At 60.2% G+C, this 14,644-nt stretch carries 17 protein-coding genes; 4 read left to right on the top strand and 13 right to left on the bottom strand.

Translation table 11 applies throughout. The features are described 5' to 3' along the window. Nucleotides 1–153: 153 nt before the first annotated feature. The 9 genes from ACCC96_RS01250 to ACCC96_RS01290 form a co-directional block, all read right to left on the bottom strand. Nucleotides 154–1,077: a metal ABC transporter substrate-binding protein gene (locus ACCC96_RS01250; protein ID WP_413694751.1), complete on the bottom strand. Its 924-nt coding sequence runs from the start codon at nt 1,075–1,077 to the stop codon at nt 154–156. Next, nucleotides 1,078–1,977: a metal ABC transporter permease gene (locus ACCC96_RS01255; protein ID WP_007906536.1), complete on the bottom strand. Its 900-nt coding sequence runs from the start codon at nt 1,975–1,977 to the stop codon at nt 1,078–1,080. Then, nucleotides 1,977–2,720: a metal ABC transporter ATP-binding protein gene (locus ACCC96_RS01260; RefSeq protein WP_413694752.1), complete on the bottom strand. Its 744-nt coding sequence runs from the start codon at nt 2,718–2,720 to the stop codon at nt 1,977–1,979. The genes ACCC96_RS01255 and ACCC96_RS01260 overlap by 1 nt, the downstream gene beginning before the upstream one ends. After that, nucleotides 2,717–3,643, bottom strand: coding sequence for a metal ABC transporter substrate-binding protein (locus ACCC96_RS01265; RefSeq protein ID WP_413694753.1), 927 nt, complete (start codon nt 3,641–3,643; stop codon nt 2,717–2,719). Before ACCC96_RS01265 ends, ACCC96_RS01260 begins: the two co-directional genes overlap by 4 nt. Nucleotides 3,644–3,678: 35 nt before the next feature. Beyond that, nucleotides 3,679–4,251 carry a DUF6162 family protein gene (locus tag ACCC96_RS01270; RefSeq protein WP_413694762.1) on the bottom strand — a complete coding sequence of 191 codons (573 nt, stop codon included), beginning with the start codon at nt 4,249–4,251 and terminating at the stop codon, nt 3,679–3,681. Nucleotides 4,252–4,259: 8 nt separating this feature from the next. Further along, nucleotides 4,260–4,580, bottom strand: a complete 321-nt coding sequence (locus ACCC96_RS01275; protein WP_096480815.1) for a hypothetical protein — start codon at nt 4,578–4,580, stop codon at nt 4,260–4,262. Further along, on the bottom strand, nt 4,577–5,119 hold the full coding sequence (locus tag ACCC96_RS01280) for a thiamine pyrophosphate-binding protein (protein ID WP_413694754.1): 543 nt from the start codon (nt 5,117–5,119) through the stop codon (nt 4,577–4,579). Before ACCC96_RS01280 ends, ACCC96_RS01275 begins: the two co-directional genes overlap by 4 nt. After that, nucleotides 5,116–6,327: a PepSY-associated TM helix domain-containing protein gene (locus ACCC96_RS01285; protein ID WP_413694755.1), complete on the bottom strand. Its 1,212-nt coding sequence runs from the start codon at nt 6,325–6,327 to the stop codon at nt 5,116–5,118. The genes ACCC96_RS01280 and ACCC96_RS01285 overlap by 4 nt, the downstream gene beginning before the upstream one ends. A gap of 261 nt (nt 6,328–6,588) precedes the next feature. After that, nucleotides 6,589–7,047, bottom strand: coding sequence for a VOC family protein (locus ACCC96_RS01290; protein ID WP_019582478.1), 459 nt, complete (start codon nt 7,045–7,047; stop codon nt 6,589–6,591). Nucleotides 7,048–7,358: 311 nt separating this feature from the next. Here ACCC96_RS01290 and ACCC96_RS01295 point away from each other — a divergent pair, with 311 nt between their 5' ends. The 4 genes from ACCC96_RS01295 (at nt 7,359) to ACCC96_RS01310 (ending at nt 11,578) form a co-directional block, all read left to right on the top strand. Further along, a complete protein-coding gene (locus tag ACCC96_RS01295; protein WP_413694756.1) occupies nt 7,359–7,628 on the top strand; it encodes a hypothetical protein in 270 nt (89 codons plus the stop codon). A 101-nt stretch (nt 7,629–7,729) separates the two neighbouring features. Then, nucleotides 7,730–8,341: a LysE family translocator gene (locus tag ACCC96_RS01300; protein WP_413694757.1), complete on the top strand. Its 612-nt coding sequence runs from the start codon at nt 7,730–7,732 to the stop codon at nt 8,339–8,341. Nucleotides 8,342–8,546: 205 nt separating this feature from the next. Then, complete coding sequence (locus tag ACCC96_RS01305) at nt 8,547–9,713, top strand: cysteine desulfurase family protein (protein WP_413694758.1); 1,167 nt, start codon at nt 8,547–8,549, stop codon at nt 9,711–9,713. Between the two features lie 56 nt (nt 9,714–9,769). Beyond that, nucleotides 9,770–11,578 carry an aminopeptidase P family protein gene (locus ACCC96_RS01310; RefSeq protein WP_413694759.1) on the top strand — a complete coding sequence of 603 codons (1,809 nt, stop codon included), beginning with the start codon at nt 9,770–9,772 and terminating at the stop codon, nt 11,576–11,578. 46 nt (nt 11,579–11,624) lie between these two features. Here ACCC96_RS01310 and ACCC96_RS01315 read toward each other — a convergent pair whose 3' ends face one another. The 4 genes from ACCC96_RS01315 to rhtA all read right to left on the bottom strand — a co-directional run bounded on the left by ACCC96_RS01315 (nt 11,625) and on the right by rhtA (nt 14,436). Further along, nucleotides 11,625–12,221, bottom strand: a complete 597-nt coding sequence (locus ACCC96_RS01315) for a 2-hydroxychromene-2-carboxylate isomerase (protein WP_019650603.1) — start codon at nt 12,219–12,221, stop codon at nt 11,625–11,627. Between the two features lie 36 nt (nt 12,222–12,257). Continuing rightward, on the bottom strand, nt 12,258–12,998 hold the full coding sequence (locus ACCC96_RS01320) for an SDR family oxidoreductase (RefSeq protein WP_019582472.1): 741 nt from the start codon (nt 12,996–12,998) through the stop codon (nt 12,258–12,260). A gap of 98 nt (nt 12,999–13,096) precedes the next feature. Beyond that, on the bottom strand, nt 13,097–13,378 hold the full coding sequence (locus ACCC96_RS01325) for a hypothetical protein (protein ID WP_018929955.1): 282 nt from the start codon (nt 13,376–13,378) through the stop codon (nt 13,097–13,099). Between the two features lie 170 nt (nt 13,379–13,548). After that, nucleotides 13,549–14,436, bottom strand: a complete 888-nt coding sequence (gene rhtA, locus ACCC96_RS01330; RefSeq protein ID WP_019650605.1) for a threonine/homoserine exporter RhtA — start codon at nt 14,434–14,436, stop codon at nt 13,549–13,551. Between the last annotated feature and the right edge of the window lie 208 nt (nt 14,437–14,644).

Genomic DNA, 14,644 nt, shown 5'->3' on the forward strand with positions numbered 1-14,644 from the left:
AAGAAACCCGCTGAACTGGTGACAGTCAGCGGGTTTTTTAACATCAAAAGATCGCAGCTTTCGGCAGCTCCTGCATGGGAATCGCGTACAACCGTGAAACATCGGCTGGACACAAATTCTGTAGGAGCTGCCGAAGGCTGCGATCTTTTGATCTTAGGTGGCAGGTTTACCGCTCAACTCGGTGATCACCAAATCCACATTATCCTCCAACTCGGCCACTGGATCCGCCGCATCGACACTCAACACCACCAACCGACTGCCTGCCTGCGAGATCGCCGCTTTCACCGCCTCCGACGGCTGTCGATGATGCAACACCACCGCCACGTCATGGTCCTTGAGCGTCGCACTCAACTGCTTGAGCGCTTCAGGCGTCCACTCGGCATCCGGCCGTGCATCGAGGCCGATCAGCTCCAGGTTGAGGCCGCCGATCAGGTAGCCGAAATGATCGCTCAGGCTCATCACGCTCAGGTTATCGGCACTGGCCAGCCGCGCTTCGCTGTCGGCACTGAGCTTGAGCAGGCGCTGCTTGAGCGCTGCCAGATTGGCCTCGATGGTCGGTTTGGCCGCCGGCGCGAGGCGCACCAGGTCCGCCGCCATCACGTCTGCCATGCGCCCCATGTTGTTGCTGGAAAGCCACGGCTGGCTGTTCAAACCGTCGACCTTGCTGCCGGGCTGCACGGCGATGCCGGGAAGGGCGCCGTCCACCGGGCGGGCGGCGTCGACTTCGACGATACGAATATTGCTGCGCCGGGATATCGGGTACAGCGGATCATCCGCCCACAGGGAACGCAGACCAATCACGGCATCGGCGTCGGTCGCCAGCTTGGCCAGCGCCGGAGCGCCACGACCGGTGAAATAGGCGGTCTGTCGGCTGCCGGGCAGATTGTCTGGAGCGGCCCGTTCCAGTTTGATTTCGGTGCCTTTGAGCAACACTTCGCCCAGACCATAGGTGATCGGCAAGGACGCCAGCACGTGCAGCGGTTTGGCGCTGTCCGCCGCAGCGCAAGTATTGGCCAGACCGCACAGGGGCAATGTGAAGGTCAATGCCAGGGTCAGTTGACGCAGAGAAAAACACATTTATCCGAGGTTCCCTTTCAGACTTGGGACGATGCCGCGAGCGATCGCGGCCAGAGCGAAGGCGATACCGGCCACCAGAATGATCGCGGCACCGGACGGGATGGGCAGGTCAAAGACAATCGGCGCGAGAATTCCGCACAAGGTGCTCACCGTGGCAATCAGCACCGAACACCAGAAAAAACCCTTCAACGACTGGCTGAGCAACCGCGCGGCCGCCGCTGGAATCACCAGCAGGGCGCCGACCAGAATCGCGCCGATGACTTTCACCGCTGCCACCGTGATCAGCGTCACCAGGATCACGAACAGGTAGTCCAGGGTTTTCACCGCCACACCGCGTACCGCCGCCAGTTGCGGGTTGAAACTGGCGAGCATGATGCGGTTGTACAGCGGCAGGGCCAGTGCCATGACCAGCGAGCCGACGATGGCCAGTACCAGCAGGTCGTTGCCGTTGACCGTCAGTACCGAGCCGAACAGCACGTTTTCCAGAATGTGTACGTTGATCTTGCCCGCCAGAATCAACAGCAGGCTCGCGCCCAGCGCCAACGATACCGACAGAAACACGCCGATCAACGTATCCGGTGCCAGACCCGTGCGGTTGCGCAGGTAGTTCAGCAAGATCCCGAACAGCAGGCAGTAACCGAACAGGCTGCCATAAGGCCCGGTGTAAGGTTCGCCGAGCAGAATGCCGATGGCCACGCCAGTCAACGCCGCGTGACCCACCGCTTCGGAAAAAAACGCGAAACGCTTGACCACCACCAGCGTGCCCAAGCCGCCCAGCACCGGGCCGATCAGCAATCCGGCGAGCAGGGCGTTGACCACAAATCCATAGGCCAGCGCTTCCGGCAGGTAACCCGACGAGGCCCAACCCTGGACCATCAAACGAAAGGCTTCGTAACTCATCAGGCAGCGCTCCGGGGATGGGTCGAGAACAGGGTCAGCAGTCGCTCCGGGGTCAGCGCCTGTTTCGGCGTGGCATCGAACAACACCCGGCGATTGAGTCCGGTGACTCGGTCTGCCAGACGTGCGACGGCTTCAAGATCATGCTCGACCCACAGCACGGTGATGCCGCTCTGGCGCCAATCGCCCAGCAGCCGTTCGAATACTTGGATACCGGCCTCATCAAGCGCCGACATCGGTTCATCGAGCACCAGCAACTGTGGCGCCGGAATCAGCCCTTGCGCCAGCAAAACCCGCTGGCGCTCGCCACCGGACAGCGCGCCCATGCGCCGATTACGTTTGTCCTGCATGCCGACCCGTTCCAGCGCCTCGCCAATGGCTGTTGCGTAATGCTTGCTCAAACCGAGAAACGCCGGGCGCCGCTGACACATGGCCGCCATGAAGTCGTCGACGGTCATTGGCAAACCGCGATCAAACTCCAGCGCTTGCGGCACGTAGCCGATCGTCCCTGGTTCGCCGGGCCATTGCAGGCTCAAACGGCCCTGATGCGGCATCTGCCCGAGCAGGGTCTTGATCAGCGAACTCTTGCCGCCACCGTTGGGGCCGACCAGGGCATGCACGCTGCCGGGTCGGACCTGAAAAGTCACGTTGTCGAGGATTGTCGTGCGACCCAGTGTCAGGCTGACTTCGGCGAAATCCAGCGTCGGGCCGGCGCTTTGTACGGTCAGGGTTTCTTGAGCGGTCATGCGCCTGACTCCTGAATCGCCCGAACCACGGTGTTGAGGTTGCCGGTCATTTCCTTTTCGTACTTGTCGGCGGTGTATTCGCCATAGGAAATGTGCGACAGCGGATACAGCTTCACCCCGGACTCGCGCTGGATGGTTTCGACGTAAGTGGAGGGGAAATCCATCTCCGAGAAGATCACTTTCACGTCCAGTTCCCGCAGTTGATCGATGGTTTTTTTCAGCTGGCTGGGGCTGGGTTCGATGCCGTGGGCCGGCTCGACCACAGCGGTGACTTCCAGGCCGAACTCACGCAGCAAATAGTCGTAGGCGGCATGGACCGTGGCCACGCGCAGCTCGGCGTTCGGCGCCTGGGTCAGTTTGGCCAGGGCATCGGCGCGCATCTGTCGCAGGCGCTTACCGTAGGCGCGGGCATTCTGGGTGTAGGTTTTAGCGTTGGCCGGGTCGAGCTTGCCCAACTCGCGGGCAATGTTGTTGACCTGGGCAATCGAAGCGCTGATCGACAAGAACGTGTGCGGGTTGACCACTTTACCGGCACCGCGAGCGGCGACACCGGTGGCGGCTAGCAGCGGCACGTTTTCGTTGGCTTCGATTACTTTGATATTCGGGGTTTCGCTGGCGGCGATCATGCGGTCGGCGAAGTCGTCATGGCCCACACCGTTGAGCACGATCACGTCGAGCCCGCTGATGCGTTTGATGTCCTCGGCGCGGGGCTCATAGGCGTGCGGGTTGAAACCGGCCGGGATCAACGGCACCACTTCGGCCTTGTCGCCGACGATATTGGCCACGTAGCTGTAATAAGGGTGCAGGGTGATGCCGATGCGCAGGTGCTTGGCCTGGTCGGCACTGGCCAGCGGCGTCAGCAAACAGGCAAGTAGGCCGACCAGCAGCAGGCGCAAAAAACGACGTTGAGATGAACTAGGCATGGGAAAGCGGTCTTCTCTCGGGTGAGGGCGAGGGTTCAGTGCCGATGCTGGCGGGTGACCCCAGCATCGAATTGCGCAACGATCTGCCGCCAGCCGGCGCTTTCGAGCGCGGCGTCAGTCAGATCAGCCGGGGGCGCGAGGGCTTTGGAGCGGTTGAGCCAGACGTCTGGCGCATCGTCGTCAGCGGTCAAACGCATCAGAAACGAGCCGGCCACGGTGGGTGCCTGGCTCTGGCCGAAGTACGCCTTGGCGTCCAGCAATTGCCAGGCATGACCGCCACGGCTGACGGAACTGGCGTCCCGGGCAAACGGCGCGAAACCTTCATCGGCGAGGGTGGCGGGTGTGGGTAGTACTTGTTGTTCCTCGCGCAACAGATGGATTTCATCCAGCGTGACCCGTAGGTCTGCGTAAATACCTTGCTCGGATGCGCTCAGGTCGCGGCGGGCATCCAGTTGATGGCTGCCGACGCTGCTCACCTCACGGGACTCGCCGCGCCAGGCGACCACCGAGCCGGCCACCGCCAGGATCATCAGGCACAACAGCAACACATAGAGGGTTTCATGGCCGGCACCGGCCGGGCGCACCACTTGGGTGGTTGGCGTGGTCATGCTCATGTTCAGGGCGCCTCGATGTCGGCTTGGTCGATCTCGACCACGTGGCCGGGACCGGCGTCGAACAGCACGTAGAACTCGGCGCCGGGCTTCTTGAACGTCAGGGTCGAATCGGCGCCGAGCTTGCCTGGCACCAGAATGGTTTCGTCGTAGCCGATCACATCCAGGGTCACGCCCGGCGCGCCGCTGCCGTCGGAAAAACCGCCCGTGCAACGGATCTGTTCGGCGTCGATGGCCTTGCATTCGCACATCGGGTTGTGGGCCAGGGCGCTGGCGCTGAAGGCGGCGCAGAGCACCAGTAAAACGGGGCGAAAAACGCTGATCATGGTTTGCCTCCTTGTCTGTTCAGCCATGCGACGGTGGCCGGGGATGCCTGGCTCAGGGGGATGGAGGCTTGATGCATGGCACCGTCCCAGCCTTCCATGGTGATCCACAGCTCGGCGTCGTTTTTGGTCTTTTCAGGTACCGGCAGCGCGGCGCCCATGTTGTAGGGCGTGCCGAAGAAAATCACCCCGGCTGCGCGCAGGCTGCGTGGTTTGCCAATGCGCAGGTAAGTCGCCTTGACCTGATCGCGACAGCTGTCGCAGAGCGCAGCATTGAAGAGCTTCAAGTAGCCGGCCGGCCCATCGGATACCGGGGCTGCGTCGCGCAATTCGGCCAGGCGCAGGCTCCAGGGGCCGACCTGAACTTCACCGACTTCACGCTCACCCAGGCCAGTGTCACCGCGAAATAGCGCTGCGTCGGCGAAGTACTTGGGCATGAACCCCAGCGGCACCAGCAACAGCAGCACGTTGATGTGGAAGCGCCATGTGTGCCAGAAGCGGCTTAGCGGCGAGCGCGGTTTTTCTGTTGCGACCTGGCTCATCGGCTGCCCTCCGTGGCTTCGCGGCTCATGGCTGGGGCGGGCTGGGCGGTCATCGCAACCCGTGGACGCTTGTTGCTGCGCTTGAGCGCGTTGGCCGTGGCCAGGGCGGTGCGTTTGGTCCAGATCAACAGGCCGCTGAGGACCATCATGCTCAGGATCAGGCCGAAGAAGAACCAGATCAGTTTGATCCAGATACCGCCGAAATCGCCGGTGTGCAGCGGACGCATGGATTCGGTCACCAGCTCCAGACCCGAACGATCCGACAGCAGGCGCGTGGCGGAAATGTCACCGGTGTAAGGGTTGACCTCGGCGCTCTGGTAGATCAACGGGTACCAACTGCGCCCGCTCACCAAAAGATGGCTATAGGCATTCGCGGGCAGGCTGACAGAGCTGTCTTCCAGACCGGGAATGCGTTCCTTGGCCTCGCGGATCGCGCTTTCCAGGCTGATCATCGGAGCCGGTGCGCCATCGGCGGTGAGCGGCACGCTCTCACGCGGGACGACGGGGGCGACCGGCGCGGTGGAAATCGAAATATGGTTATCGAACAGGATCGCTTCAATCATGAACCAGGTGCTGGTGACGGAAATCACCGCAATGAACCAGATCGACCAGATGCCGCTGAGCCGGTGAAAGTCGCCCCAGAAAATCCGCGCACCATGACGAATGCGCAGGGTCGGTCGCAAGAAGCCTTTCCAGAACCGTTTGTAGACCACAAGCCCCGTCACCAGTGAAGCCAGCATCGGCAAGCCGAGGAACGACACCAGATACCAGCCCCAGCTGTAGCCGTTGGTGAATGGCACCAGCCACCAGCCATGCAGCGCGCGAGTGAAGGCCTGGAAGTTGAAGGGTGGAGCGGTGCCCTGAATCGCCCCGCTGTAGGGGTTCACATAGACCGTCACCGAGCGTCCGTCCGGGTAGCTGACCTTCACATCCAGGGCAAAATGCGACTCGTCGGGACGGTTGATACTTTCGACCAGCGTTTGGGGCTCAGCCTTTTTGATGGCGGCGATGATCTGGTCATAGCTGAGCAGCGGCGCGTCGTCCGAAGGCGGGCTGGCGCGCATTTGCGGGTTGGCCAGCCAGACGATTTCCTGACTGACCACCGCCAATGTGCCGGTCACACAGACGATCAATACAAAGAACCAGATGGGCAGGGCCAGCCAGCTATGGACCAGAAACCAGAGTTTTGAGCGGGATTTCTTCGACATGATTAAAGGTCTTGTTTCGATGAGAGGACCTCTGCTGCGGGCTTCCCAGCGTTGAGGTCCATGAAAGGCCCGGTCGTGGCTTTTGCCTACGCGACCGGCTGCATCTAAATAAGACGTATGAGCATCGGAAATCCCGAAAGGGGATATGAAAGTAAATGTTTCGTGTTTCTGCGCTGTGTGGGAACAGCCAATATTGATGTTAAATGAGATGACCCCATCGCGAGCCTGCTCGCGATGGGGCCTGATCACATACCGAAGCTATCAACCCTGCTTGAACATCTCCTTCGCCCGCTGTTCGATCTGTTCCTGCGTCAGATCCTCCTTGCGCGTGGCCAGAAACCACACATGCCCATAGGGATCCTTCAAGGTCCCCGTGCGGTCGCCATAAAACTGATCCTTGACCTCGGACACCACCGTGGCACCGGCATCGATGGCCTGTTTATAGGACTTGTCCACATCGTTCACATACAAATGCAGGCCCACGGACGGCGATTTGTCCGGGTTGCTCAAGGGCCCCTGGTCACAGGGTGTGCCCAGCATGATCGGGCTATCGCCGATACGCAGTTCGGCGTGCCCGATGCCGCCGTCGGGCATGGCCAGGCGCATGACTTCGGTGGCGCCAAAGGCTTTCTTGTAGAAGTCGATGGCTTCGGCAGCTTTCTGAATGCCCAGATAAGGGGTGATGCTGTGATAACCCTCTGGAATAGGTTTGACGCTCATGACGGTTCTCCCTTTATTGTTGTGGAGTTAAGGTGTTCCTTCGCCGTTTTCCGGTCGGATAACTATAGGTCAGCCCCTTCGCTACAACCGAGTGCCCGACGAGTAGCCGCAGTCACGACAACACGCTGCACTGTAATTTTGGTGCATCAGCGGTAAGAACCTGGATCGACAGGTTCTCTGTGGCGCTACGCTTGTTCACTGCCAGTTCACCAATTCCCGATACCCACTATCGAGAGCATTGATTTCTGCCCGTTGGGGCGCGTCGGTAGCCTGTGTTCATTGCCCCGAACCCAGCTATCCGGACGCTCGAAATGAAAACTCTACTCGCCACTTTCCTGTTGCTCGCCGTTTCCGTCCTCGCCGGATGCGCCAGTCATGTTTCACCGGAACTACGCCCCTACACCGCTGAAGAAACCCGGGAACTGGCGCTGGAAGCCTTGAATCGTCGGGGCTTGTCCTTCGAGGAGTACCACGCGAAGAAAGCCGAATTGCTCGGCCAGCCGACCAAATCGATCAGTTTTGACAAGCAGGGCGAGATGAACGCCGAGCGCACAGTACAGCTGCGCGGTCGCCAAAGCTGAGCGACAACTGTACTGCTCGAACTTTCACGCAACTGTCCATGGGTTTCCCTCTAGGCGTGCGATAGGGTCAACACCTGACTGACTCTGATGGACTGCCCCCCATGCTCTCGCTCGACCTGCTGCTGGGCTTTGCCCTGTTCGCCCTTGTCACCTCGATCACCCCCGGCCCGAACAACACCATGTTGCTGGCCTCGGGCGTGAATTTCGGCTTTAGCCGCACCATCCCTCACATGCTGGGCATTACCTGCGGCTTCTTCGTGTTGGTGGTGGCCGTCGGTTTCGGCCTGGGCACTGTGTTTCAAACCTATCCATTGCTTTACACCGTGTTGCGTTATCTCGGCGCGGCGTATTTGCTGTACCTGGCCTGGAAGATTGCGCATTCCGGGCCGGTCGCCGAGGGTGAGCAGGGCGAGGGCAAGCCGATCAGCTATTTGGGCGCGGCGGCGTTTCAATGGGTCAACCCCAAGGCCTGGATCATGGCCATCGGTGCCATCAGCACCTACACGCCAATGCAGGGCTATTTCACCAATGTGATTGTGATTGCCGCGGTCTTCGCTCTGATCAACCTGCCGAGCGTCGGTGTGTGGGCTGGTTGTGGCACGCTGTTGCGCAATGTGCTGCGCGATCGCCGCTGGCTACGCCTGTTCAACTGGGGCATGGCCTTGTTGCTGGTGGCTTCCATGTATCCGTTGTTGCTTGAAAGTTTTAGCTGACGCATTGCTTCAACCGGTTACCCGATGCCTGTTAAGCTCGACTTCAGGAGCGTTCCTACGCACTTTTAAATGAAGTTGTTCTTCTTTAACGGCCTCCGATCAGGTATTGCTATCGTTCTGCAAATTCGGCACCGCTCATAAGGCGGCGCTTTGATATTTCCAGTGACGAGCTTCCTGATCCCGGAACACGCTCTGCGAGTCTTCTATGAATAAACGTCCGTTGTATTTCGACTACGCCGCCACCACGCCGGTGGATGAGCGGGTCATCAAGGTGATGGTTGAGTGTCTGGGCTTCACGGGTAACTTCGGCAATCCAGCGTCCAGCTCCCATGCCTTCGGTCAACAGGCCCGGCAATCGGTCGAGCACGCACGGCGCCAGGTCGCCGAACTGGTGGGCGCCCAGGCCGAGCAGATCGTCTGGACCTCCGGAGCCACCGAATCCAACAACCTGGCACTCAAGGGCGTTACCCAGGCCCGCGGTGTGTCCGGCGGCCATATCATCACCAGCCAGATTGAACACAAGGCAATTCTCGACACCGCCAAACAATTGCAGGATGCCGGCATTGCCGTGACGTATCTGGTGCCCGATGCCGAAGGCCTGATAACTCCGCAAGCAGTCAGCGAGGCGATGCGTGAAGACACCTTTCTGGTGTCGCTGATGCTGGTCAATAACGAACTGGGCACCGTCAACGACATCCCGGCCATCGGCCAGGTGGTGCGTGATCGCGATGCGTTGTTCCACGTTGACGCGGCTCAGGGCGCGGGCAAAGTAGCGATCGACCTGGCCCGGTGGCCGGTGGATTTGATGTCATTTTCGGCGCACAAGGTCTATGGCCCCAAAGGCATCGGCGCGCTGTACGTCGGGCCTCGCGCGCAACAGCGCCTGCAAGCGCAGATCCACGGCGGCGGTCATGAGGGCGGGTTGCGTTCCGGTACTCTGGCGACGCACCAGATCGCAGCCATGGGCGCCGCTTTCGCCCTGGCGGCCGCTTTGTTCGATGAAGAAAAAGCCACCATCGTGCGCCTGCGTGAACGCTTGCTCGATCAGCTGCTGAGCATTCCCGGTATTCGCGTCAATGGCAGTCCGACCCAGCGCATTCCCCATACCTTGAGCCTGACTTTCAACGAAGGCGAGTTCAATTCCGCGGCGTTGAGCACCTCGATTGCATTTTCCGCGACGTCGGCCTGCAACTCCGCCAGTAATGCACCATCCCATGTGCTGCTGGCGTTGGGGCATGACGCACGCTCGGCCAGTCGCACCATTCGTTTGAGCCTGGGGCGTTTCACCACCGAGCAGGATATCGACCAGGCTGCGCATCTGATCAAAACGGCCGCCGCCAGTGCTCCGGCATTCTGGGCGACAGGTCCTTAAGCGCCGACTCTGATCGGCACCCAACAATAATGATGAAGTGGTTAGCAGGAGACACGATGAGTACGCAGCCTTCGATCAATGGATTGGTACCCCGGCGCCTGGCGCAAACCCGCGAGCTGATGAGCCGGGAGGGCATTCATGCTCTGCTGGTGCCGTCGGCCGACCCGCACCTGTCGGAATACCTGCCGGGCTATTGGCAGGGGCGGCAGTGGCTGTCGGGTTTCCATGGCTCGGTCGGCACGCTGATCGTCACGCCGGATTTCGCCGGCGTCTGGGCCGACAGCCGCTATTGGGAACAAGCGAGCAAGGAACTCAAGGGCAGCGGTATCGAGCTGGTCAAGCTGCAACCGGGTCAACCCGGCCCGCTTGATTGGCTGGCCGAGCAAACGCCTGAAGGCGGTGTCGTTGCAGTCGATGGCGCGGTGATGGCCGTGGCGTCGGCGCGTACCCTGAGCTGCAAACTCCAAGAACGCGGCGCACGTCTGCGCACTGACATCGATTTGCTGAGCGAAGTCTGGAGTGATCGCCCGAGCTTGCCGAACGAGCCGATTTATCAACATTTACCGCCTCAGGCGACCGTCAGCCGTGGCGAAAAACTCGCCCAGCTGCGTGACGTGTTGAAAGAGCGCGGTGTCGACTGGCATTTCATCGCCACCCTCGATGACATCGCCTGGCTGTTCAACTTGCGTGGCGGCGATGTGTCGTTCAACCCGGTGTTTGTGTCCTTCGCGCTCATTAGCCAGCAACAGGCCACCTTGTTCGTCGCCCTGAGTAAAGTCAGCGCCGAGCTGCGTGCCATCCTTGAACAGGACGGCGTGACCCTGCGCGATTACAGCGAAGTGGCCACCGCCTTGCGCGCCATACCAAGCGGCGCGAGCCTGCAAGTCGATCCGGCGCGGGTCACGGCGGGTCTGCTGGATAACTTGAACAGTGATGTGAAACTGGTCGAAGGCCTGAACCCGACCACCCTGGCCAAGTCACAAAAAAGCCTGGCCGATGCCGAGCACATCCGTCGGGCCATGGAGCAGGATGGCGCGGCACTGTGCGAATTCTTCGCCTGGCTGGAGGCGGCATGGGGGCGTGAGCGCATCACCGAGCTGACCATCGACGAACACCTGACCGCGGCCCGCACCCGGCGTCCGGATTATGTGTCACTGAGCTTCAACACCATTGCTGCGTTTAACGCCAACGGTGCGATGCCGCATTACCACGCCACCGAAGAAGAGCACGCGGTCATCGAGGGTGACGGCCTGTTGCTGATCGACTCCGGCGGCCAATACCTGGGCGGCACTACCGACATTACGCGGATGGTGCCGGTGGGGACGCCGACTGACGAGCAGAAGCGCGATTGCACTCGCGTACTCAAAGGCGTGATTGCGCTCTCCCGCGCGCAGTTCCCGCGGGGCATTCTGTCGCCGTTGCTGGACGCCATTGCCCGAGCACCGATCTGGGCCGAAAGTGTCGACTACGGTCATGGCACCGGTCACGGCGTCGGCTACTTCCTCAACGTTCACGAAGGCCCGCAAGTCATCGCCTATCAGGCGGCAGCCGCGCCGCAAACTGCAATGCAGCCAGGGATGATCACTTCCATCGAACCGGGCACCTACCGTCCGGGCCGCTGGGGCGTGCGGATCGAGAACCTGGTGTTGAACCGCGAGGCGGGCAAGAGCGAGTTCGGTGAATTCCTGAAGTTCGAAACCCTGACCCTGTGCCCGATCGACACCCGCTGCCTGGAACCGTCGTTGCTGACCGAAGACGAAAAGCAGTGGTTCAACGGCTACCATGCCGAAGTGCGCGAGCGCCTGAGCCCGTTGCTCGATGGCGCGGCCCTTGAGTGGTTGAACACCCGGACCGCGGCTATTTGATCGGCTTGAATTCAGGCGCTGTTTCCAGCGCCTGAGTTATGTCCGGCTATTGCGCACGCAGGGCTTCAAGGACGAAGTCCAGCCGATCCTGGCCAAAGAACAGCTGATCCCCGACAAACATGCTCGGTGCGCCGAATACACCGCGTTGTACCGCTTCCTCGGTGTTCTGCTTGAGGGCGGCTTTGACGTTCTCATCGGTGGTCAGTGCCAGCACTTCATTCGGATCGAAACCGTTTTGCGTCAGCACGGCGGCAACGGTCGCGGGATCATCGAGGCTGCGCCCTTCCACCCACAGGGCGTGAAACAGGCAATCGATAAACGCCTGAAAGCGTTCGGGATGACGTAATTGCATACCCGTGACCGCGCGCATCAACATCAGGGTATTGATGGGGAAGTGCGGGTTGAACTTCAGCGGCACACCGTAACGCTTGGCATAGCGGTCCAGATCCTGAAACATGTAGCGACCCTTGGCCGGAATGGTCACCGGGGAGGCGTTGCCGGTGGCTTTGAAGACGCCGCCCAGCAGCATCGGTTTGTAGATTAGCTGACTATCGGTCTGCGCGCAGATTTTCGGCAGTTGGGTGTAGGCCAGGTAGGTGGCGGGGCTGCCGAGGTCGAAAAAGAACTCCACGGTTTTGCTCATGGTCGATGTGCTCTTCTTTTTGTCGTAGGGGAAGGCTTACCAGCGTTCGTTCCAGGGGCGCAGATCCAGCTCGAACGTCCAGGCGTCCCGTGGCTGGCTGTGTAAGTACCAATAGTTTTCGGCGATGTGCTCGGGATTGAGGATGCCGTCCTGATCCTTGGTCGCGTATTTTTCCGGAAATCTGTCGCGGATAAAGTCGGTGTCGATGGCACCATCGACCACCACATGAGCGACGTGGATGTTCATCGGCCCCAGTTCGCGGGCCATGCTTTGGGCCAGGGCGCGAATCCCGTGCTTGGCGCCAGCGAAGGCTGCAAACCCTGCGGCACCGCGCAAGCCGGCGGTGGCCCCGGTGAACAGGATCGTGCCCCGTTGGCGGGTGACCATGCGTTTGGCCACTTCGCGAGCATTGAGAAACCCTGAGAAACAGGCCATTTCCCAGATCTTGAAATACTTGCGAGCGGTTTCTTCGAGAATACTGCACGGCACATTGGCGCCGATATTGAAGACGAACGCTTCGATGGGGCCGATCTCGGTTTCGATCTGCTCGATGAGCGCAATCACGTCCTCTTCTTTGCGCGCATCGCAGGCAAAGCCATGAGCCTCGCCGCCGCTGATCGTGATGGCATCTACCAGTGGCTGAAGTTTGTCTGCGCTGCGACGTGTGACGCAGGCGACGTAGCCTTCCCGGGCAAAACGCTTGGCGATGGCGCCGCCGGTGGCATCGCCTGCGCCGACGACCAATACGATTTTCTTGTTATTGATAGCGGTGGTCATGGATGTCGCCCTTTGCTGAACAGTCAGTGACTGACGAACGTTAGCAGCATCCCGGGCGAGGCGCCTATCGGGCTAAGCAAGCCGACAGGCGTGGAAGGTTATTTGCAGATGACGATCATACTGCGGCTGGTATAGCCGGCCGGGTTAAGGCCAAACGGATAATCCCCGGGTTCTTCGACCGCATCCCCTGACTTGGCAATCACCTTGTAACCCTTGGGCGCACACGAGTTGGCAGCGCTGGTGTAGCACTGGTCCCAGGAGGACGACAGCCCGGAACAGTTGATATGCAGCCCTTTCTTGCCGTGTTTGATCTGGGTTTTCGAGGTCGCCGCGCAGCCCGCAACTGCAAGCACGGCGATCAGTATCAAAATTCGTTTCATTGCTGTCCTTATTGAGGCTCCGGATCTTTGTGCCCGGGTCTGCCTGCATTCGCTTTTGCTTGAAGCGTTCTGATATCCCTATCTGAAAAAGTCCATGTCTGACACTGAGTTACGTGACCTAAACATGGCCTAATTGAGCGGCAAATACCAGACCTTCGTCAAATCTCGTATCAATCCGCCGCAACTGCGGGCTTGGCGGTGCTCCCCATGGTCATTGTTGCGCCGATGGACGCCAGAATGATGCACAGGATTGCCATCCACTGTGACAGGGAAAGGTATTCATGGAGGAACAACAGGCCGGACAGCGCACCGAACGCGGGTTCGATGCTCATCAATGTGCCGAAGGTCCGGGCCGGCATCCGTGTGAGGGCGACCATCTCCAGGGTGTAGGGCAGGGCAGTGGACAGAATCGCGACCCCGATGGCCACGGGAATCAGCGAGGGGGTCAGCAGTGCAGCACCAGCATGGACGATACCGATGGGGGCTACGAACAGTGCAGCAATCATCACGCCCAATGCGGCGGTCTGCACGCCATTGTCGGCACCGGCCTTCTGGCCGAACAGAATGTACAACGCCCAGCAGACACCGGCGCCAAGGGCATAGCCTGCGCCAACCAGATCAATACCGGCACTCGTGGCGCCAGTCGGAATCAACAGCAGTAAACCCACGGCTGCCAGAGCGATCCACAGAAAGTCGATCGCCCGACGTGAGGCATAAATAGCGACCGCTAATGGGCCAGTGAACTCCAGGGCTACCGCGATACCCAGAGGGACAGTGTTCAAGGACATATAGAAGAGGAAGTTCATGCCGCCCAGCGCCATCCCATAGACAATTACCGTGCGCAGGGACTTTGCGGTGAGCTTCGCGCGCCATGGGCGTAATAGCAGCAGCATGATCACGCTGGCGAAGATCAGCCGCAGGGTGGTGGTCCCTTGAGCGCCGATAACCGGGAACATGCTTTTGGCCAGGGAGGCTCCGGACTGGATCGATGCCATGGCTATCAAGAGCAGGCCTACCGAGAACAGGGTCGAGGCAAGGCTGCGGGGGTGGTCATTCATTGCGTGGCATCGTCCGAGGTGAGAAACGAGAGTAGTGTGTTATGTGTTGGGCAATATACTGCGCATTCGTTACGGTTGCGTCTATATATAAGCAGGGATTTTGAACATCCTGATAGAAAAGCGTAATCAGGGGTTGACGGCAGATTCTGGACGTCTATAATTCGCCCCACTTCCGGCGCAGTCGAAACGGAAAACTCCTTGGTAAACA

It is taken from the genome of Pseudomonas sp. Pseusp11 (genome assembly GCF_047304405.1).
Lineage (GTDB): Bacteria > Pseudomonadota > Gammaproteobacteria > Pseudomonadales > Pseudomonadaceae > Aquipseudomonas.

Bases quoted from the DNA above. Each gene is read 5' to 3' on its own strand.
- ACCC96_RS01275 (WP_096480815.1), bottom strand. From the start codon at position 4,580: ATGATCAGCGTTTTTCGCCCCGTTTTACTGGTGCTCTGCGCCGCCTTC.
- ACCC96_RS01310 (WP_413694759.1), top strand. From the start codon at position 9,770: ATGAGTACGCAGCCTTCGATCAATGGATTGGTACCCCGGCGCCTGGCG.
- ACCC96_RS01260 (WP_413694752.1), bottom strand. From the start codon at position 2,720: ATGACCGCTCAAGAAACCCTGACCGTACAAAGCGCCGGCCCGACGCTG.
- ACCC96_RS01255 (WP_007906536.1), bottom strand. From the start codon at position 1,977: ATGAGTTACGAAGCCTTTCGTTTGATGGTCCAGGGTTGGGCCTCGTCG.
- ACCC96_RS01325 (WP_018929955.1), bottom strand. From the start codon at position 13,378: ATGAAACGAATTTTGATACTGATCGCCGTGCTTGCAGTTGCGGGCTGC.
- ACCC96_RS01315 (WP_019650603.1), bottom strand. From the start codon at position 12,221: ATGAGCAAAACCGTGGAGTTCTTTTTCGACCTCGGCAGCCCCGCCACC.
- ACCC96_RS01285 (WP_413694755.1), bottom strand. From the start codon at position 6,327: ATGTCGAAGAAATCCCGCTCAAAACTCTGGTTTCTGGTCCATAGCTGG.
- ACCC96_RS01320 (WP_019582472.1), bottom strand. From the start codon at position 12,998: ATGACCACCGCTATCAATAACAAGAAAATCGTATTGGTCGTCGGCGCA.
- ACCC96_RS01290 (WP_019582478.1), bottom strand. From the start codon at position 7,047: ATGAGCGTCAAACCTATTCCAGAGGGTTATCACAGCATCACCCCTTAT.
- ACCC96_RS01250 (WP_413694751.1), bottom strand. From the start codon at position 1,077: ATGTGTTTTTCTCTGCGTCAACTGACCCTGGCATTGACCTTCACATTG.
- ACCC96_RS01265 (WP_413694753.1), bottom strand. From the start codon at position 3,643: ATGCCTAGTTCATCTCAACGTCGTTTTTTGCGCCTGCTGCTGGTCGGC.
- ACCC96_RS01300 (WP_413694757.1), top strand. From the start codon at position 7,730: ATGCTCTCGCTCGACCTGCTGCTGGGCTTTGCCCTGTTCGCCCTTGTC.
- rhtA (WP_019650605.1), bottom strand. From the start codon at position 14,436: ATGAATGACCACCCCCGCAGCCTTGCCTCGACCCTGTTCTCGGTAGGC.
- ACCC96_RS01270 (WP_413694762.1), bottom strand. From the start codon at position 4,251: ATGACCACGCCAACCACCCAAGTGGTGCGCCCGGCCGGTGCCGGCCAT.
- ACCC96_RS01295 (WP_413694756.1), top strand. From the start codon at position 7,359: ATGAAAACTCTACTCGCCACTTTCCTGTTGCTCGCCGTTTCCGTCCTC.
- ACCC96_RS01305 (WP_413694758.1), top strand. From the start codon at position 8,547: ATGAATAAACGTCCGTTGTATTTCGACTACGCCGCCACCACGCCGGTG.
- ACCC96_RS01280 (WP_413694754.1), bottom strand. From the start codon at position 5,119: ATGAGCCAGGTCGCAACAGAAAAACCGCGCTCGCCGCTAAGCCGCTTC.